A 19206-nucleotide genomic window follows, 5' to 3' on the forward strand; every position below is an offset into this window, starting at 1 on the left:
TCAGGCCCCTGCCTTGGTGAGGACGGCGGGCGCTTCGGCATCTTCGTGGAACTCGAGCTGGCGGCGCCGGTTGGGGATGAGGCCCTCCGGGCGGAAGCGCATCAGCAGGATGAGCGTGACGCCGAAGGCGAAGAGCTGGTAGTCGCCGAGGAACTGGAGCTTGGCCGGGATCAGGTAGAGCAGGGACGCGCCGACCAGCGGGCCGGAGATGGTGCCCATGCCGCCGAGTACCACCGCGGCCAGCAGGAAGGCCGAGTTGGGCGGGACGACGTAGGCGAACTGGTACTGCTCCGGGGTCACGGTGTAGGTGACGTGCGCCTGTACCGAGCCGGACAGGCCGGCGAGGCAGGCACCCAGGGCGAAGGCGATCAGTTTGACCCGGAAGCCGTTGATGCCCATGGCGAGCGCGGCGGTCTCGTCCTCGCGGATGGCGACCCAGGCGCGGCCGATCCGGGAGTCGCTGCTGCGCCGGAAGACGATGACCACGATGAGCGTGATGATCAGCATCAGCAGCAGGTAGTTGGCGAACCGGCCGATGGTGGAGCCGAGGATCTGGTGCTCGGCGCCGAAGTCGAAGCCGAGGATGTTCAGGTTCGGGATCGAGGAGATGCCGTTGGAGCCGTTGGTGACGTCCGGGCCGGAGGTGCCGTCCAGGTTGAGGACGGTGATCCGGAAGATCTCACCGAAGCCGAGTGTCACGATGGCCAGGTAGTCGCCGCGCAGCCGCAGCGTCGGGGCGCCGATCACGACACCGAAGATCATTGCGACGACCGCGCCGAGCAGTGCCGAGGCCCAGAACGGCCAATGCACGTGCAGCGGGGAGGACGGTGAGCCGGAGACCAGGGCCGCGGTGTAGGCGCCGACACCGAGGAAGGCGACGTATCCGAGGTCGAGCAGGCCGGCGAGGCCGACGACGATGTTCAGGCCGAGCGCGACGGTCGCGAAGATCAGGATGTAGACGCCGATGGTCGCGTACTGGTCGTTGGACTGGGTGAACGGGAAGGCCGCGGCGGCGAGGAAGGCGCCGGCCATGGTGATGTTGCGGTGCTTCGTGGTGATCGCCGAGACGCGGGCCACGAGCCCGGCCTTGGAGATGGCGGCGAAGCCGAAGCCGGCGGTGATCAGGAAGCCGATGAACAGTTCGTCGTACGACGTGCCGATGCCGTAGCTGAAGACGAACAGGCCGATGGCCATGGCCGCCACGATCACCAGGATCTCGATCCAGGAGGCCAGCGGGCGCGCCGGGGCCGGGGTCTTGGTGGCGAAGGCCGCGCGGAAGGTGTTCCACTTCTGCCGGGAGTTGTGGCGGAACAGCTCCCAGCCGGTGTCGTCCGGGTCGACCGGGTCGGGCTCCGGCCGTTCGAACGGCAGCGCCAGCGCGCCGACCACGGCGGCGAGCGTGGCGATCGCGACGACGAAGCCGCCCGGGTCCAGGTTCACCACGCCGCCGAGTTCGTCGCTGATGGCGATGACGGTGTACCAGGCGGTGGCGAAGGTGCCGAGCGCGGCCATCTTCAGTGCGCTCTCGGCGCTGCCCGGCGTCAGCGCGCCCAGGCCCTTCACGCCGTAGGAGGCGAGGCCGAACAGGGTGGTGAGGAGCCCGCCGATCAGGACGAGGACCTGCAGGCCGCCGGGGTAGCCGTAGACCGTGAGGTCACCGGGGAACGCGGAGGTCCAGGTCCAGGACATGAACGTGGAGACGACGGCGAGGGCGCCGCCGCCGGTGGCGAGGGCCCGGCCCAGCGGGGCGGGCAGGCCGATGAGGCCGGACGCGGCGGGCGCGGGGGCGCTCTCGGCCGTCGGGGTCCCCGGGGTCTCGGGGGTCTCGGATGCGGTGGTCTCTGTGGTCATCGGTGTCACGCCCTGTCCGCGACGCGTTCGCCGAGCAGACCCTGTGGCCTGAACAGCAGTACGAGGATGAGGAGTACGAACGCCCAGACGTCGGCCCAGGACTGGCTGCCGAACTGGCCCATGCCGGGGATGTCCGAGATGTACGCGGTCGACAGGGCCTCGGCGACACCGAGGACGAGGCCGCCGAGCATGGCGCCGTAGATGTTGCCGATACCGCCGAGGACGGCCGCGGTGAAGGCCTTCAGGCCGAGCAGGAAGCCCATCTTGAAGTCGATCTGGCCGTATTTGAGGCCGTAGGCCGTACCGCCGACGGCGGCGAAGGCGGCACCGAGGGCGAACGCGATCACGATGATGCGGTCGGTGTTGACGCCCATCAGCTTCGCGGTGTCCGGATCCTGGGCGGTGGCCTGCATGCCACGGCCGGTCCGGGTGCGCATCACGAAGTAGGCGAGGAAGGCCATGCTGAGCGGGGCCACGACCACCAGGAAGATGTCACCGGTCTGGATCGTGACGTTGCCGATGTTGAAGGGGCCGCCCGGGATGGTCGGGAAGGTCCGGGCGGACTTCGCCTCGGGGTACCAGGCCCACACCGCCTGCTGGAGGGCCAGGGAGAGGCCGATGGCGGTGATGAGGGGGGCGAGACGCGGGGCGGTGCGCAGCGGGCGGTAGGCGAACCGTTCCGCTCCCACGGCGACCAGGACGGACACGATGATGGCGCCCACGAGCATCAGCGGCAGCGCCACCCACATCGAGGTGCCGTCGGGCAGTACATACGCGTAGACCGTGAGCGCACCGAAGGCGCCGGTCATGAAGATCTCGCCGTGGGCGAAGTTGATGAGCTGGACGATGCCATAGACCATCGTGTAGCCGATGGCGACCAGCCCGTACATGGATCCCAGTAGCAGGCCGTTGACCAGCTGCTGCGGCAGTTCGTTCACCGCATGTCCTCCGAGACGTTCGGAAAGTTCGACGGATGAGGCCGGATGCGAGTCCGCGCGGGGCGCCAGTGGAACAGCGCCCCGCGCGGCTCGGTGCTGCGGCGGGTGTGGGTCAGCTGCTCGGCGTGTACGTGCCGGAGGTAGCGGCCTTCCAGGCTCCGCCCGCGACCTTGTAGACGGTGAGCTGCTTGTTGGTCGCGTCACCGTACTCGTCGAAGGAGACCTTGCCGGTCACACCGTCGAAGGAGACGTTCTGCACCGCGGCGGTGATCTTCGCGCGGGCGTCGGACGGCAGCTTGCCGCCGTTGTCGTCGACGACCTTCTTCACGGCCTCGATGATCGCCCAGGCCGAGTCGTAGGAGTAGCCGCCGTAGGCGCCGTACGCCTCCTTGTAGCCGCCCGCCTTGTAGTTGGCGATGAAGTCCTTGGCGGAGTCCAGGGTCTCGACCGGGGCGCCGACCGAGGTGGCCATGTCGCCGGTGGCGGCGGTGCTGGCCAGCTTGATGTAGTCGTCGGCGTAGATGCCGTCACCGCCGACCAGCGGGATCTTGGCACCCGCGGCCTTGAGCTGCTTGCTCAGCGGGCCGGCCTGCGGGTACTCGCCGCCGTAGTAGACCACGGTGGCGCCCGAGTTCTTCACCTTGGTGACGACCGCGGAGTAGTCCTTGGAGTCGGGGTTGATGTGCTCGGTGCCGACCACCTTGCCGCCGAGCTTCTTGAACTCGTCGGTGAAGGTCGCGGCGAGGCCGGCGCCGTAGGTCTTCTTGTCGTCGATGATGAAGGCCTTGGTGAGCTTGGCCGTGTTGTAGACGTACTGCGCGGCGAACGGGCCCTGGATCGCGTCCGTGGTCGCAGTGCGGAAGTACGACTTGTAGGGTCGCGACTTCGACGTCTGCCAGTTGGCGCCCTGTGTCAGGTCGGGGCTGGTGTTGGCCGGGGAGACCTCGACCAGCTTGGCGTCGTCGAAGACCTTCTGCATCGACTGGGCGACCGAGGAGTTCAGCGGGCCGACCACGCCGTAGACGCTGCTGTCGCCGACGAAGGCGGTGGCGTTGGCCTGGCCGGAGGAGGGCTGCGCCTGGTCGTCCTTGGCCGCGATCTTGAAGGTGACGCCGTCGACGTACTTCTTCTTGTTGGCCTGGTTGACCGCCAGGTCCACCGAGTTCTTGATGCCCAGGCCGAGCGCGGACAGGTCGCCGGTCAGCGGGGCGTCGACGCCGATGGTGACCGTGGTGCCACCACTGCCGGAGTCGGAGCCCTTGTCGCCGCTGTCGCGCGAGCCGCAGGCGGTGAGGGTGAGTGCTCCCGCTGCCAGAGCTGCGGTGATGGCGATGAGCGAACGTTGACGCACGATCAGTCCTTTCCCCTGAACAACCGCATCCCCGTGGAAACGGTCGAGTCGTGCGCCCTGTCGAACTTGAAGATTCCGACGGCGCCGTGACTGGCCGTGACTCTAGGCGGGCGGAGGGAACGGGGAGGAGGGTCTGACCCATGCTGTGACGCTCTTGTTATGACACGAGGTAATGCAGAGCGGTACATGGTGTGGAGAAGAGTGGAATTCAGGCCGATTCGCACCGTCCGCATGCTGAGAACCCGCAGGACCCGCCGTAATCGGATCAGGCGTCTCGGGGCTTTTGGTGATTACCGGAAAACGCTTACCCATCGTTGCTGCAGGCGACTTTCAGGGAGTGTGAGAGGTGTTGTGCGTAGCGGGACCCCAGGATGAAACTCTGTACTTGTATTGCGCGCGTATTACGCAGAGTTACGTCCAGGAAAGGAAGTCCGGCGTCCTTCGGAACCGTCGCGCAGTCGGTCGCATGCATCGTTATCGTGATGTCGCGCGGTGAGCCCGACTTTGTCCGAAAAGGTGTGGGTGGCGTCTCGGTCAGTGAGAGACCGGCGTAGGGCTGGCCGATCCGGTCCACGGTGACCGGCGGTCCCTCCAGCACGCTCATCCGGACCGCGAAGCTGAAGCTGCGGGTCGGGGCGCCGTGCGGAGTGACCCGGTCGCCCAGGAAGACGAACGCCACCGTCTGTGCGGGGTACGGGACTTCGGGCGGCGGCGGGTCGTGCGGCCGGGTCGTGTAGAGGTAGCCGCCGGCGGCGAGGAGGGCGGCGGTCGCGGCCAGCGCGAGGGCGGCGCGACGGCGGCCGGGGTGCGGGGGAGGGGCGGCTTCCGGCTCGGGCAGGTCCCGGCCCTGGGTGCCCTCGCCCGGCTCGACGGGGCCGATGCCGGTCGTTCCGCTCACTGCCAGGGGCCTCCCGTCGGTGCGCCGTCGCGGTATCGCCCGGTGCAGGCGGCACGCGACCGGCGGTCGATCAACTGGTCGGCGGCAGCGGCCCCTTGACGGTGTCTCACGGCTCGCGCGGCGTCCACGACGTCCCGGAGGATCTCGTACTGGCCGTTGGACAGCCCCATCGACTGGTAGTCGCCGTAGGTGCCGCTGTCGAGTACCTCGCGTGACCAGTGCGCGACGATCGCGGCGCACAGCGCGGCGTCGGAGGTCGCCGACGGTGACGCCGAAGGTGACGCCGACGGTGACGTGGAGGCCGCGGTGGTGTGGGCGGGGGTGCCGGTGGTACCGCAGCCGGTCAGCAGAGCGAGTCCGAGAACCAGTGCGGTCGCTCCACCCGGCAGGGTGCCTCCTCGCCGTCCCATGCGCCGACGTTAAGGGCGGGGACGGCGGGGAGCAATGGGCCCGTCGGCGATGGGCCTTGGCCTTGGGCGGCGGGCGGGTCCAGGCCCGGCGACCGGGCGGGGCGCAGTCCCGCGGGGCGAGGGCGGGCGGCTGCGGGGGCCGAAGGCGCTCAGCCCTGCGGGGGTGAAGGTGCTCACCCCGGGGGGCGACTGTGCTCAACCCCGGGGCGACCGTGCTCACCCCGGGGCGGGGGTGGTCAGCCCTGGGCTGCGGAGGGGAGTGAATCGCCCTTCAGGTCGCGCAGCAGGCAGGTGAGTCGGGCCGTGCACACTCGGCGGCCCTCCTCGTCGCTGATCACGATCTCGTACGTCGCCGTGGAACGCCCCCGGTGGACGGGCGTGGCCACGCCGGTGACCAGGCCGGAGCGGGCCCCGCGGTGATGCGTGCAGTTCAGGTCGACGCCGACCGCGATCTTCGAGCTGCCGCCGTGCAGCATCGACCCGACCGACCCCAGGGTCTCCGCCAGCACCGCGCTGGCCCCGCCGTGCAGCAGCCCGTACGGCTGGGTGTTGCCCTCCACCGGCATGGTGCCGACGACCCGGTCCGCCGAGGCCTCGACGATCTGCACGCCCATCCGGTTGCCGAGGTGGCCCGCCGAGAACAGGGCCGGCAGGTCGACACCGAGGGCGGCGTACTCGTCGATGACCTCCTGCGGGAACTTCACTCGCTGCTGCTCGCCCATGGGCCGGCTCCGATCGTCTTACGGCTGTCTCTCCACTGAGCAAACGCTCAGTAGGCCGCCGATTCTTCCAGACGGACTGAGCGTCTGCTCAGACGGCGGGCGCCGGCTGCGGCATGCCGCTCTGCAGACGGATCACTACGGACTTGCTGGCCGGGGTGTTGCTGGTGTCGGCGGTCGCGTCGAGCGGCACCAGTACGTTGGTCTCCGGGTAGTACGCGGCCGCGCAGCCACGGGCCGTCGGATAGTGCACCACCCGGAAGCCCGGCGCCCGGCGCTCCACGCCGTCCTTCCACTCGCTCACCAGGTCGACGTACGACCCCTCGGCGACCCCCAGCGCCCGCGCGTCCTCCGGGTGGACCAGGACCACCCGGCGGCCGTTCCTGATGCCCCGGTAGCGGTCGTCCAGACCGTAGATCGTGGTGTTGTACTGGTCGTGCGAGCGCAACGTCTGCAACAGCAGCCGGCCCTCGGGCAGTTCGGGGTACTCGACGGCCGCCGCCGTGAAGTTCGCCTTGCCGGTGGCGGTCGGGAAGCGGCGCTCGTCGCGCGGGCCGTGCGGCAGCGCGAAGCCCCCCGGGTGCGCCACGCGCGCGTTGAAGTCCTGGAAACCGGGGATCACGCGCGCGATGCGGTCGCGGACCGTCGCGTAGTCCTTCTCGAACTCCTCCCAGGGGGTGGCGCTGCCGTCACCGAGCACCCGGCGCGCGAGCCGGCACACGATCGCCGGCTCCGACAGCAGGTGCGGGCTCGCGGGCTCCAGGCGGCCGCGCGAGGCGTGCACCATGCCCATCGAGTCCTCCACGGTGACGAACTGCTCGCCGCTGCCCTGGAGATCGCGCTCGGTGCGGCCGAGCGTCGGCAGGATCAGCGCCCGCGCGCCCGTCACGACGTGCGAGCGGTTGAGCTTCGTCGACACGTGCACGGTCAGCCGCGCCCGCCGCATCGCCGCCTCGGTGACCTCCGTGTCGGGGGTCGCGGAGACGAAGTTGCCGCCCATCGCGAAGAAGACCTTCGCCTCGCCGTCGCGCAGCGCGCGGATGGCCCGGACGACGTCGAAGCCGTGCTCGCGCGGGGGCGCGAAGCCGAACTCCTTCTCCAGGGCGTCCAGGAAGGCCGGGGCCGGGCGCTCGAAGATGCCCATCGTGCGGTCGCCCTGCACGTTCGAGTGGCCGCGGACCGGGCACACGCCCGCGCCGGTGCGGCCGATGTTGCCGCGCAGCAGAAGAAAGTTGACGACCTCGCGGATCGTCGGGACCGAGTGCTTGTGCTGGGTCAGTCCCATGGCCCAGCAGACGATCGTGCGCTGCGAGGCGAGCACCATGCCGAGGGCCTTCTCGATCTCCGCGCGGGTGAGGCCGGTTGCGGCGAGCGTCTCCTCCCAGTCGGCGGCACGGGCGGCCTGGGCGAACTCCTCGTACCCGTGCGTGTGTTCGCGCACGAACTCCTCGTCGACCGCGCCCCCGGTCTCCAGGATCAGCTTGTTGAGGAGCCGGAACAGGGCCTGGTCGCCGCCGATGCGGATCTGCAGGAACAGGTCGGTGAGCGCGGCGCCCTTGAGCATGCCCTGGGGGGTCTGCGGGTTCTTGAACCGCTCCAGGCCGGCCTCCGGAAGCGGATTGACGCTGATGATCTTCGCGCCGTTGGCCTTGGCCTTCTCCAGCGCGGAGAGCATCCGGGGGTGGTTGGTGCCCGGGTTCTGCCCGGCGACGATGATCAGATCCGCCTTGTACAGATCCTCGAGCAGGACGCTGCCCTTGCCGATGCCGATCGTCTCGCTGAGCGCCGAGCCCGAGGACTCGTGGCACATGTTGGAGCAGTCCGGCAGGTTGTTGGTGCCCAGCTCGCGCGCGAACAACTGGTACAGGAACGCGGCCTCGTTGCTGGTCCGGCCCGAGGTGTAGAAGACGGCCTCATCGGGTGAGCCGAGAGCGGCGATCTCCTCACCGATGATGTCGAAGGCACGCTCCCAGCCGACCGGCTCGTAGTGCTCGGCGCCCTCGGCGAGATACATGGGGTGGGTGAGCCGGCCCTGCTGGCCGAGCCAGTAGCCGCTGCGGTGGTGCAGATCGGCGACGGAGTGCTCGGCGAAGAACTCGGGCGTCACCCGGCGCAGGGTGGCCTCCTCGGCCACGGCCTTGGCGCCGTTCTCGCAGAATTCGGCGGTGTGCCGGTGATCGGGCTCCGGCCAGGCGCAGCCGGGGCAGTCGAAGCCGTCCTTCTGATTGACCCGCAGCAGCGTCAGCGCGGTGCGCTTGACCCCCATCTGCTGCTGGGCGATGCGCAGGGTGTGCCCGATGGCCGGGAGCCCCGCGGCCGCGTGCTTCGGCTCCGCGACCTGCGGCGAGTCCTGGACCGGATCACCCTTGGGCGGCTTCGTCGCCATCGCACGATCTCCCTCTACGCCGGCACCTGTGCCTTGGACATCCGATACTCGCACGCGCCGCCGACAACGACCGAGGGCGGTCGGCAGAGCGCGACGGAACCAATGTTTGCCAGAGCCGCGCCTCCCGGCCCACCCCGGTCCTGGGTTTTTTCCGCAGCGACGGCGATCGGCCACGGGCGCTGTCCGGCGGCGCCGGGCTCACCGCGACCCGAACCGTCGGCCCTCGCTGTCAGTGGGGCGTGGCAGGATCGGGGGCGTGGCAGAAACAGCATCGAAGAAGACCGACAAGACCTCCGGCGCAGACCGTCCCCGGCTGATGCTCATGGACGGGCACTCGCTGGCCTACCGCGCGTTCTTCGCGCTGCCCGCGGAGAACTTCACCACCGCGACGGGCCAGCCGACGAACGCGATCTACGGTTTCGCGTCGATGCTGGCCAACACCCTGCGTGACGAGGCGCCCACGCACTTCGCGGTGGCGTTCGACGTCTCCCGCAAGACCTGGCGCTCCGAGGAGTTCACCGAGTACAAGGCGAACCGCTCCAAGACCCCGGACGAGTTCAAGGGCCAGGTGGAGCTGATCGGCGAGCTGCTCGACGCGATGCACGCGCAGCGCTTCGCGGTCGCGGGCTTCGAGGCCGACGACATCATCGCCACCCTCGCCACCCAGGCCGAGGCCGCGGGCTTCGAGGTCCTGATCGTCACCGGCGACCGCGACTCCTTCCAGCTGGTCACCGACCACACCACGGTCCTCTATCCGACGAAGGGCGTCTCCGAACTGACCCGGTTCACCCCGGAGAAGGTTTTCGAGAAGTACGGCTTGACGCCGGCCCAGTACCCCGACTTCGCGGCCCTGCGCGGCGACCCGTCCGACAACCTCCCCGGCATTCCCGGTGTCGGCGAGAAGACCGCCGCGAAGTGGATCAACCAGTTCGGTTCCTTCGCCGAGCTGGTGGAGCGCGTCGACGAGGTGAAGGGCAAGGCCGGCCAGAACCTCCGCGACCACCTGGACTCGGTGAAGCTCAACCGCCGACTCACCGAACTGGAGCGCCAGGTCGAGCTGCCGAAGACGGTCACCGACCTGGAGCGCGCGCCGTACGACCGCAAGAGCGTCGCGATGATCCTGGACACCCTGGAGATCCGCAACCCGTCGCTGCGCGAGCGGCTCTATGCCGTCGACCCCGGCGCCGAGGAGGCCGAGGCCACGCCGGTCGCCGAGGCGGGCGTGGCGGTGGACGGCACCGTCCTCGGCACCGGCGAACTGGCCGGCTGGCTCGCCGAGCACGGCACGCAGGCGCTGGGCATCGCCACCGTCGACACCTGGGCGCTGGGAACCGGCTCGGTCGCCGAGGTCGCGCTGGCCGCGGCCACGGGAGCGGCGGCCTGGTTCGACCCGGCGGAGCTCGACGAGGCCGACGAGAACGCGTGGACGGCCTGGCTGGCCGACGCCGAGCGGCCCAAGGTCTTCCACAACGCCAAGGGCGCCATGCGGGTCTTCCCGGAGCACGGCTGGAGCATCGACGGCGTCACCATGGACACCGCGCTCGCCGCCTATCTGGTCAAGCCCGGCCGCCGCTCCTTCGACCTGGACGCGCTGTCCCTGGAGTACCTGCACCGCGAGCTGGCCCCCGCCGCCGCGGCCGACGGTCAGCTGGCCTTCGGCGCCGACGACGGTGCCGAGGCCGAGGCCCTGATGATCCAGGCCCGCGCGATCCTCGACCTCGGCGAGGCCTTCGGGGAGCGGCTCCAGGAGGTCGGCGCGGCGGACCTGCTCCGTGACATGGAGCTGCCGACCTCCATCCTCCTCGCCCGCATGGAGCGGCACGGCATCGCGGCCGACCGCGCGCATCTCGAAGCGATGGAGCAGATGTTCGCGGGCGCCGTCCAGCAGGCCGTGAAGGAGGCGCACGCGGCGGCCGGCCACGAGTTCAACCTGGGCTCACCCAAGCAGCTCCAGGAGGTCCTCTTCGGCGAGCTGGCCCTGCCCAAGACCAAGAAGACCAAGACCGGCTACACCACCGACGCCGACGCGCTGGCCTGGCTGGCCGGCCAGACCGAGAACGAACTGCCGGTGATCATGCTCCGGCACCGTGAGCAGGCCAAGCTGCGGGTGACGGTCGAGGGCCTGATCAAGACGGTCGCCGCGGACGGCCGTATCCACACCACGTTCAACCAGACGGTCGCCGCGACCGGCCGGCTCTCCTCCACCGACCCGAACCTCCAGAACATCCCGGTCCGCACCGACGAGGGCCGGGCGATCCGCCGGGGCTTCGTGGTGGGCGAGGGCTTCGAGTCGCTGATGACGGCCGACTACAGCCAGATCGAACTGCGGGTGATGGCCCATCTCTCCGAGGACGAGGGCCTGATCGAGGCGTTCACCTCCGGCGAGGACCTGCACACCACGGTCGCCTCGCAGGTGTTCTCCGTCGACCGCACGGCCGTCGACGCGGAGATGCGCCGCAAGATCAAGGCGATGTCGTACGGCCTCGCGTACGGACTGTCGGCGTTCGGCCTCTCCCAGCAGCTGAACATCGACGCGGGCGAGGCCCGGGCCCTGATGGACACGTACTTCGAGCGGTTCGGCGGGGTCCGTGACTATCTGCGCCGGGTGGTCGACGAGGCACGCGCCACGGGGTACACCGCGACCCTCTTCGGCCGCCGCCGCTACCTCCCCGACCTCAACAGCGACAATCGCCAGCGCCGTGAGGCGGCCGAGCGGATGGCGCTCAACGCGCCCATCCAGGGCACCGCCGCGGACATCGTCAAGATGGCCATGCTGAAGGTGGACGGGGCGCTGCGCGAGGCGGACCTGAAGTCCCGGATGCTCCTCCAGGTGCACGACGAGATCGTCCTGGAGATCGCACCCGGCGAGCGCGCCGAGGCCGAGGCGATCCTCCGCCGCGAAATGCCCGACGCGGTCCGCCTCAGGGCGCCCCTGGACGTCTCGGTCGGCGTCGGCCCGGACTGGGAATCAGCGGCCCACTGAGCGCTCCGCTGGATGTGCCGCGAGGTGCTGTCGGCCGGCGGCGGCGCCGTCGTGGTCGGCCGCGCAGTTCCTCCCCCCGCCGAAGGCTGGGGGTACCCCCAGCGCCCCTTCAGGGCGTTGCCGAACCGTAGCCGACTTCACCCGACCCCCTTGGCCTCCGGCGAGAGCCGGAGGCGGGCGCCGATCCACCAAACCGGCGCCCCGGCGCCCCGGCGCCCGCCGCCGGTCGCCGGGGCGCCGTCATCACTCAGCTGGACCCCGTCAGAACGCCCCCGCCCCCGGCAGCGGCAAGGATGCGGGCATGGGTATACGCATGCTTCACGGCCGGACGCCCCAGACCAGGCCCCCGGCCAAGGCCCGCTCCGCCGCGGTGCAGGTCACGGCGGCCTCGTCGGCCCCGGCCATGGCACCCGGCGCCAGCTCCGCACGCATCCCCACCGACCTGGCCGTCACCGCGCGCAAGGCGGTCGCCCGCCTCCGGCGCAGACTCCGCACCCGCCCCGACCCGCGGCAGTGGCTCGATCTCGCCCGCAGCTATCTCACGCTGGTCGTCAGCGCACTGCCCGGCCCTCGTCGCCCTCGCACCATGACCGTGTTCGTGGCGACCCTCACCGAACGGCCGAAGGGCGCCGGCGCACGCCGTCGGCCACCGGAGCCGGACGCCACACCCTGACCGCCACGGCGTACCCGAGCACCCCGAGCAGCAGCCCCGCGCCCGCCCCGAACAGCACCGTGGGCAACAGCTCCCAGTACTTCGCCGTCGAACCCCGGTAAGCCCACCACCGCGTGGCCCGCTGCACCGCGGCGACCAGGGCGCAGCCGGCGATCCCGACCCCGGCCCACCACCGGTCCCGGGCGGACAGCAGCGGCACCCCCACCGGCTCCCCGGCCGGCGCCCGCCGTAGCGCACGGACCACGAACACGGCGAGCACCGCCGCGGCCACCGCCGAAGTGCCGTACTGGAGCAGGGTGTAGAGCGGCACGCCCGCGACGTGCCGGCCGATCGCGGGGACCAGCCGGGTCCCCCAGCGGTCGTGGTGCGTGAACGCGTCCCAGACGACATGCGTGAGCGCGCCGAGCACGGCGGAGACGTACCAACGGGCCGCGACGGAAAGACCGGCACGCGCGCGTGGCGCCCCGCAGCGCAGCAGGGCCGCCGGGCGCCTCTGCCGGGTCCGGGGCAGCAGGGCCACGAGCGGCTCCCGTACCAGCACCCACAGCGCCACCAGCGCCCAGGAGAAGAGCACGTCCACGGTGAAGACGCCCGTGAAGGAGTGCGTGAACGCGCCGAACTCCATCGCGTCCGGCACCGCGCTCGCCGCGTAGTAGGTGAGGTCGGGGGAGAAGGACCCCGCGACGAGCACCGCCGGCACCAGCCGCCCTCGCCCGGTCCCGTCGCTCCGCACGGCGGGCAGGACGGCGGCGGCGTGGCTGAGAGTGAACGGCACCCGGTCTCCCTGGAACAGTCGTCGGCCCGAGTGCCGAACAAGTGATCGCGTACGACAAGTATCCGCGACACCACGATCGTTCAACGGGGAATGGCCAACTGGTGAAAATCGGGCACCGCCGGGTGTCCGCGGAATGGAAGTTGTCGTAGTGTCGCCTGGGTCGCCGCCCCGGCGTGCACCACGGCGGCGCTACCTCACCACTCGAAAGAGGTAACAGGGGGCAACCACAGCACCAGGTCAACCGTCACACCAGGGGCGAGCAGACAGACGGAGACGGGCGCTCGGAAGGCGCCCCATGGGAGGGGTTCACCTTATGGCGGCGCAATTCGGCAGGCGGCTGCGCAAGGGAGCGGCGACGACCGCCGCGGCCGCGTTGGCGGTAGCGGCTCTGTCCGCGTCCCAGGCACCCGGGGCGACGGGCGGCGACACGGGCCGGCAGACGAACGCCGGCGCCAGCACCTCCGCACCCGACGGAGCCGGCGCGGCCGACGGCGCCACCGGCAACTCGCCGTACTACACGGACCTGCCGCCGCTCAACAGCCCGAACCCCAGCGCCAGTCCCACAGCCTCCTCGCCGAGCATCGGCACCGCCGTCTCCCGGGGCGCGGCCGAGGCCGGCATACCCGCCACCGTCCTGGACGCCTACAAGAAGGCCGAGGCGGAGCTGCGCGGCTCCAAGCCGGGCTGCAACCTGCCCTGGCAGCTGCTCGCCGCCATCGGCAAGGTCGAGTCCGGGCAGGCCCGCGGCGGCGACGTCGACGCCGAGGGCAACACCCTGCACCGGATCCTGGGCCCGCAGCTCGACGGCAACGGCTTCGCGCTCATCCAGGACACCGACGGCGGCCAGTACGACGGCAACAGCCAGTACGACCAGGCCGTCGGTCCCATGCAGTTCATCCCCTCGACCTGGGCGTGGGCGGGCCGCGACGGCAACGGCGACGGCGTCAAGGACCCCAACAACGTCTACGACGCGGCGCTCGCCGCCGGCCACTACCTGTGCCGCAACGGCTGGGACCTGTCCGTCCAGGCCGACATGAACAGCGCGATCCTCAGCTACAACAACTCGCAGGACTACCTCAACCTGGTGCTGTCCTGGTACGAGTTCTACCGCAAGGGCACCCACTCGATCCCGAACGGCACCGGCACCGTGCCCAGCCACCGCAGCGACGGCGGGTCCGGCAGCGGTTCGGGTTCCGGCGGCTCCCCGACGCCCGGCACGCCGAGCACGAGCACGCCGGGCACGCCCAAGCCCACCGAGCCGAAGCCGGACACGCCGAGCACCACCCCGACCCTGCCGCCCACGGCCACCGACACCGTGGACCACCTGGAGGACGCGGGCACCGCCAAGCTCACGGCGACGGCCGGCGACGCGTTCACCAAGAGGATCAGCACCCGCGCCGAGACCAAGGCGGGCCGGATCGTCGCCAAGGTCCGCGTCCGCTTCACCATCGTCGGCGACACGGACACCACCTTCACCGGCGGCGAGAGCGTCGCCACGGTCACCACCGACAGCAAGGGCGTCGCGGTCGCGCCGTCGCTCCAGGCGGGCGAGAAGACCGGCGACTTCACGGTCCGCGCCACCGTCGTCGGCCGTACGATCACCCCGGTCGAGTACGACGCGACGGTCACCGCGCGCGCCGCCGACACCGTCGCCCTCGTCAACACCACCGCGCTGACCTGCACCCCGGGCGCCGAGTTCGCCGACCAGGTGCAGGCGAAGGCCACCTACCAGGGCGCCGTCGCCGACCAGGTCGCCGCCACCGCCACGCTCGTCAAGTCGGCGGACGACACCGGCGAGAACGACAAGGGCCCGTACTTCAAGGACGCGAACGGCAACCCCGTCCGGACCCTCACGGACCTCAAGACGGACGCCAACGGCCTGCTCACCCTGCCCAAGCTGTACGCGGACGACACCACCGGCACGTTCCTGCTCCGCATCACCACCACCGGCGGCGCGACCCTCACCGTGGAGCTGACGGTCGCCGCGGCCGACACCTCGGCGAGCCCGTCGCCGAGCCCGTCGCCGAGCCCGTCCGCCTCCGAGTCCGCGTCGGCCTCCGCCTCCCCGAGCGCCTCCGCCACCTCCTGATCCACGGTCGTACGACGACAAGGGTGCCCTCCCGCCGACGCGGGACGGCGCCCTTCGCCGTCGTACGACCTGTTCTCATCTCACCCTCCCGTTGCTACGGTGCCCGCACCTGACGATCCATCAGGAAGACCGCCGGGAAGCAGTCCGCCGCTGGGAGGCCCCGCATGCGTGCCCTGATCGCCGCCGCGACCGGTCTCGCCCTCGCGCTGATCCTGGTCGTCACGATCAGCGCCCTGGGCTCGCCGGCCGGAAAGACGTCCCCCAAGCCGCTGCTCACGACGGTGCCTTCACATCCGTAACCGCCGCCCCGGGAGGCCGAGATGCGCCGCAAGGCCAGTCTGGTCCTGCTCGCCTGCGCCGTGTTCTTCGCGGCGCTGTCCCCGCTGCTGCGCTGGTACGCCTTCCCGCGCCTGGCCAAGATCCCCGCGAACCAGTACCAGGACATGGTCCTGGAGGCGAAGGACGCCACGCTCCTCGACTACGGCACCATGAAGGCGAAGAAGGTCCCGAAGGTCACCATCGTGCAGACCCTCAAGGGCGACGTGGCGGCCGCGAAGAAGATCGAGAAGACGGCGGGACGGGACGTCGTCGTCTGGGACAGCCTGTCCTACGTCCAGGGACCCGACGGCAAGATGGTCTCCGAGATCCCCGAGCGCTACATCTTCGACGCCCACAGCCAGGAACCCGTTCACGCCACCGGCGAGATGGTCGACGGGGACCCGGTGAAACGGGACGGCATCGAGTTCAAGTGGCCCTTCCTGACCGAGAGACGGGACTACGAGTACTTCGACGCGCAGACCCGCACCACCAACCCCATCCACTACAAGGGGACGCAGACCTTCCGGGGCGTGAAGGTCTACTACTTCGAGCAGACCATCCCCTGGACCAAGGTCCCCATGCCCAAGAAGATGCCGGTGCAGGGCATCACCCCGGAGACGGTCGCCAAGACCGGCACCACCCGCTGGTACACGACAGTCCGCAAGTTCTGGGTGGAACCCGTCACCGGGGCGCCCGTCTACGGCGAGGAGATCCACAAGGAGGAGCTGCGCGGCGGCACCCTGCTGGGCGGCCGCGCCAAGGTGACGGCCTTCGCAGGCGACGTGAAGATGCGCGAGGACTACGTCGAGCACACGGTCGCCCTGGTCAAGCAGAACCGCACGCTCGTCCTGATGCTGACCTCCTACCTCCCGTGGGGCTTCCTGTCCCTCGGCATCGCGCTCCTCGCCCTCGCCCTCTGCCTGGAAGCCCTCGGCCGCCGCCCGGCCGACCCGCGGCCGGCCGAGCCCGCGGTCCCGGAACCGGTCAGCGCCTGAGCCGCGCGTTGGTGTGCCGGGTGGGCTCGGCGGCGGCGGGATCCTCGGGCCAGGGATGCTTCGGATAGCGACCGCGCAGTTCCGCCCGTACGCCCTTGTACCCGTCCTTCCAGAAGGAGGCGAGGTCGGCGGTGACGGCGGCGGGGCGCCCGGCGGGTGACAGCAGATGCACGAGCACCGGCACCCCGGCCACGGCCGGCGACTCCCGCGCCCCGAACATCTCCTGCAACTTCACGGCGAGCACGGGCTGCTCGGGGTTCCCGTAGTCGACCCGGATCCGCGACCCGCTGGGTACGACGATCCGCTCGGGCGCCAGCTCGTCGAGCCGTCCCGCCTCCCCGCTCGCCCACGGCAGCAGCCGCCGCAGCGCCTCTCCGGCGTCGATCCTCCCGAGATCGGCCCGGCGCCGGGCCCGCCCGAGTTCCGGCTCCAGCCACTCGTCCACGCGCGCGTGCAGCGCGTCCTCGGAGACGTCGGGCCACGGCTCCCCGAGGCGCAGCCGCAGGAACGCGAGCCGCTGCCGCAGCACGGCCGCGTCGGGCGTCCACCGCAACAGGCCGAGCCCCTCCTGCCGCAGCCCGTCGAGGAGCGCGGCGCGGACGAGGGCGGGATCGGCGTCCCGCAGCGGCCGTACCACGAGCTCGATCGCGCCGAGCCGCTCCACGCGCCGTGCGACGACGTCCCCGTCGGCCCAGCGGACCTCCTGGTCCTCCGCGTACAGCGACGCCGCCGCCGACCTGGCCGTGCCCTCGTCCACCGCCGCGGCGAGCCGCACGCGCGCGTGCCCTCTGCCGACCGGACGGTCCGCGACGGCCACGGCCAGCCACGGGGCACCGCGCAGCGGGCTGCCGTCGGCGAGCTCGGCCCGGGTGCCGGAGGCCATGAGATACGACCCGCCATCGGCCTTGGCGACGCGCTCGGGGAAGGCAAGAGCGGCGACGAGTCCCACCGAGCGGTCGTCCACGGCGCGACCGTCCACCGCGCCGGCGGAGGGGCCGGCCGAGGTGCGCGGGTCGGCCACCGTGCCGGGGGAGGGGCCGGCGGAGGGGCGTCGGTCGTCTGCCGTGCCGGTGGTGGTGCCGGCGGAGGTGCGCGGGTCGGCCACCGTGCCGGCGGTGGTGCCGACCGAGGGGTGCCGGTCGTCTGCCGTGCTGGCGGTGGTGCCGGCGGAGGGGCCGGCGGAGGTGCGCCGGTCGTCTGCCAGGCCGGCGGAGGTGTCGGCCGAGGCGCGCCGGTCGTCTGCCGGGCCGGCCGGCGTGCCCTGGTCGCCCGCCCGGAGCCGGCGTACCTCCGCGCGCCACCGGCCGGCGTAGGCGTCGCCGCCACGCCGGGCGTTGCGCAACGCGCCCGCCAGGTCGTCCCCGTACTCCCGCGGCGGTTCCTCGCTCAGCAGCGCGACCACCTCGGCGCTCCCGCCGGGGCCGTCCAGCAACGCCCGCCCCAGCCGCGGATGCACCCCCAGCCGGGCCAGCCGCAGCCCCCGTTCCGTGGCCCGTCCGGCGGAGCCGACCGCCCCGATCGCCGTCAGCACCTCCCGTGCCGCCGCCATCGCCCCGCCCGGCGGCGGATCCAGCAGCGCCAGCCCGGCCGCCCCGGGATCGCCCCAGCAGGCCGTCTGGAGGGCGAACGCCGTCAGGTCGGCCACCTTGATCTCCGGCGCCGGAAAGGGCGTCAGGCGGGCGTCCTCGGCCTCGGACCAGCAGCGGTACACCGCCCCCGGAGCCTCCCGCCCGGCGCGGCCCGCCCGCTGCCGCCCGGCCGCCCGTGACGCCCGTACCGTCGCCAGCGCGCTCAGCCCGCGCGCGTGGTCGACCCGAGGCTCCCGCGCCAGCCCGGAGTCGACGACCACCCGGACCCCGGGCACCGTGAGCGACGACTCGGCCACCGCGGTGGCCAGCACCACCCGGCGCCGCTCGCCGGGCGCCAGCACCGCGTCCTGGACGGACGCCGGTGCCCGGCCGTGGACCTGGAGCACCTCCACGTCCCCCAGGTCACCCAGCCGGCCCGCCACCCGCGCGATCTCGCCCACGCCCGGCAGGAAGCACAGCACGTCCCCCGGCCGCTCGGCCAGGGCCCGCCGCACCACCGACGCCACCTGAGCCAGCAGCGCCGGATCCACCCGCATCCCGTGCGGCGGCCGCACCGGACGCACCGGCGGTGCCCACACCACCTCCACGGGGTACGACACGCCGTCCGCCTCGACCACCGGCGCACCGCCCAGCAGCCGCGCCCACCCCTGCGCGTCCGTGGTCGCCGAGGCGGCCACCAGGCGCAGCTCCGGGCGGAGCGTCTCCCGTACGTCCCAGAGGAAGGCCGCCACCGTGTCGGCGTCCAGATGCCGCTCGTGGCACTCGTCGAGGATGACGACGTCCACGCCCGACAGCTCCTGGTCGCGTTGCAGCCGCTGCAACAGCACACCGGTCGTGACGACCTCCACGCGCGCGTGCCGGCCCACGACCCGTTCGCCGCGCACGGTGTAGCCGACGCTCCGCCCCACCGGCTCACCGAGCAGCCAGGCCATCCGGCGGGCCGCCGCGCGCGCCGCGATCCGGCGGGGCTCGGCCACGACCACCCGCCGCGCGGGTCGGTCCTCGTCGAGCAGCCCGGCCAGCGCCAGCGGCACCAGCGTCGTCTTGCCGGTGCCGGGCGGCGCCACGAGGACGGCGGTGCCGTGCCCCTCCAGGGCGTCGTCCAGATTGGGCAGGGCCTGCCGTACGGGCAGCGCGTGCAGGGCGTCGTAACGGATCACGGCTCCAGTGTCTTACGGCCGCGTCCTACGGCCGCCGAAACGTCCCCACGCGCGCGTGCGCTTGCGCGCGT

The 19206-nt window shown here is 71.6% G+C and carries 14 protein-coding genes; 5 read left to right on the forward strand and 9 right to left on the reverse strand.

Features of this window, described 5'->3' with window-relative positions:
• The 7 genes from ACZ5K7_RS30765 to ACZ5K7_RS30795 all read right to left on the reverse strand — a co-directional run bounded on the left by ACZ5K7_RS30765 (nt 1) and on the right by ACZ5K7_RS30795 (nt 8553).
• Nucleotides 1–1851: a branched-chain amino acid ABC transporter permease gene (locus ACZ5K7_RS30765; protein WP_351695087.1), complete on the reverse strand. Its 1851-nt coding sequence runs from the start codon at nt 1849–1851 to the stop codon at nt 1–3.
• 5 nt (nt 1852–1856) lie between these two features.
• Complete coding sequence (locus ACZ5K7_RS30770; protein WP_351695085.1) at nt 1857–2789, reverse strand: branched-chain amino acid ABC transporter permease; 933 nt, start codon at nt 2787–2789, stop codon at nt 1857–1859.
• A 112-nt stretch (nt 2790–2901) separates the two neighbouring features.
• The gene (locus tag ACZ5K7_RS30775; RefSeq protein ID WP_351695083.1) at nt 2902–4140 is read right to left on the reverse strand and encodes a branched-chain amino acid ABC transporter substrate-binding protein; all 1239 of its coding nucleotides are present in this window, start codon (nt 4138–4140) and stop codon (nt 2902–2904) included.
• A gap of 304 nt (nt 4141–4444) precedes the next feature.
• Nucleotides 4445–5038 (reverse strand): Tat pathway signal sequence domain protein, encoded by a 594-nt coding sequence (locus tag ACZ5K7_RS30780; RefSeq protein ID WP_468918260.1) that lies wholly within the window; start codon nt 5036–5038, stop codon nt 4445–4447.
• Entirely contained in the window at nt 5035–5448 is a 414-nt protein-coding gene (locus ACZ5K7_RS30785) for a hypothetical protein (protein WP_468918263.1), read from the reverse strand. The genes ACZ5K7_RS30780 and ACZ5K7_RS30785 overlap by 4 nt, the downstream gene beginning before the upstream one ends.
• A 236-nt stretch (nt 5449–5684) precedes the next feature.
• Nucleotides 5685–6170 (reverse strand): PaaI family thioesterase, encoded by a 486-nt coding sequence (locus ACZ5K7_RS30790; RefSeq protein WP_468918266.1) that lies wholly within the window; start codon nt 6168–6170, stop codon nt 5685–5687.
• A gap of 88 nt (nt 6171–6258) precedes the next feature.
• Nucleotides 6259–8553, reverse strand: a complete 2295-nt coding sequence (locus ACZ5K7_RS30795; protein ID WP_468918268.1) for an FdhF/YdeP family oxidoreductase — start codon at nt 8551–8553, stop codon at nt 6259–6261.
• 256 nt (nt 8554–8809) lie between these two features.
• Here ACZ5K7_RS30795 and polA point away from each other — a divergent pair, with 256 nt between their 5' ends.
• Both polA and ACZ5K7_RS30805 read left to right on the forward strand, forming a co-directional pair.
• On the forward strand, nt 8810–11536 hold the full coding sequence (polA, locus tag ACZ5K7_RS30800; protein ID WP_468918271.1) for a DNA polymerase I: 2727 nt from the start codon (nt 8810–8812) through the stop codon (nt 11534–11536).
• 301 nt (nt 11537–11837) lie between these two features.
• Nucleotides 11838–12209, forward strand: coding sequence for a hypothetical protein (locus ACZ5K7_RS30805; protein ID WP_468918273.1), 372 nt, complete (start codon nt 11838–11840; stop codon nt 12207–12209).
• Here the strand turns inward: ACZ5K7_RS30805 and ACZ5K7_RS30810 are convergent.
• Nucleotides 12145–12984: a DUF4184 family protein gene (locus ACZ5K7_RS30810; protein ID WP_468918276.1), complete on the reverse strand. Its 840-nt coding sequence runs from the start codon at nt 12982–12984 to the stop codon at nt 12145–12147. The genes ACZ5K7_RS30805 and ACZ5K7_RS30810 overlap by 65 nt on opposite strands.
• 313 nt (nt 12985–13297) lie before the next feature.
• Between ACZ5K7_RS30810 and ACZ5K7_RS30815 the strand changes: the two genes are divergently transcribed.
• The 3 genes from ACZ5K7_RS30815 to pgfA all read left to right on the forward strand — a co-directional run bounded on the left by ACZ5K7_RS30815 (nt 13298) and on the right by pgfA (nt 16386).
• Entirely contained in the window at nt 13298–15073 is a 1776-nt protein-coding gene (locus ACZ5K7_RS30815; protein ID WP_468918279.1) for a lytic transglycosylase domain-containing protein, read from the forward strand.
• 164 nt (nt 15074–15237) lie between these two features.
• On the forward strand, nt 15238–15372 hold the full coding sequence (locus tag ACZ5K7_RS30820) for an SPW_0924 family protein (RefSeq protein WP_351695065.1): 135 nt from the start codon (nt 15238–15240) through the stop codon (nt 15370–15372).
• A gap of 21 nt (nt 15373–15393) precedes the next feature.
• The gene (pgfA, locus tag ACZ5K7_RS30825) at nt 15394–16386 is read left to right on the forward strand and encodes a cell envelope lipid trafficking protein PgfA (RefSeq protein WP_450971708.1); all 993 of its coding nucleotides are present in this window, start codon (nt 15394–15396) and stop codon (nt 16384–16386) included.
• Here pgfA and ACZ5K7_RS30830 read toward each other — a convergent pair.
• Nucleotides 16376–19135, reverse strand: coding sequence for an ATP-dependent helicase C-terminal domain-containing protein (locus tag ACZ5K7_RS30830; RefSeq protein WP_468918283.1), 2760 nt, complete (start codon nt 19133–19135; stop codon nt 16376–16378). The genes pgfA and ACZ5K7_RS30830 overlap by 11 nt on opposite strands.
• Nucleotides 19136–19206: the final 71 nt, after the last annotated feature.

This window comes from Streptomyces sp. NPDC031497 (assembly GCF_055580905.1).

What these genes read in the sequence shown, in the direction of transcription:
- ACZ5K7_RS30805 (WP_468918273.1), top strand. Translation starts at nt 11,838, where the DNA reads ATGGGTATACGCATGCTTCACGGCCGGACGCCCCAGACCAGGCCCCCG.
- ACZ5K7_RS30795 (WP_468918268.1), bottom strand. Translation starts at nt 8,553, where the DNA reads ATGGCGACGAAGCCGCCCAAGGGTGATCCGGTCCAGGACTCGCCGCAG.
- ACZ5K7_RS30785 (WP_468918263.1), bottom strand. Translation starts at nt 5,448, where the DNA reads ATGGGACGGCGAGGAGGCACCCTGCCGGGTGGAGCGACCGCACTGGTT.
- ACZ5K7_RS30790 (WP_468918266.1), bottom strand. Translation starts at nt 6,170, where the DNA reads ATGGGCGAGCAGCAGCGAGTGAAGTTCCCGCAGGAGGTCATCGACGAG.
- pgfA (WP_450971708.1), top strand. Translation starts at nt 15,394, where the DNA reads ATGCGCCGCAAGGCCAGTCTGGTCCTGCTCGCCTGCGCCGTGTTCTTC.
- ACZ5K7_RS30765 (WP_351695087.1), bottom strand. Translation starts at nt 1,851, where the DNA reads ATGACCACAGAGACCACCGCATCCGAGACCCCCGAGACCCCGGGGACC.
- ACZ5K7_RS30820 (WP_351695065.1), top strand. Translation starts at nt 15,238, where the DNA reads ATGCGTGCCCTGATCGCCGCCGCGACCGGTCTCGCCCTCGCGCTGATC.
- ACZ5K7_RS30815 (WP_468918279.1), top strand. Translation starts at nt 13,298, where the DNA reads ATGGCGGCGCAATTCGGCAGGCGGCTGCGCAAGGGAGCGGCGACGACC.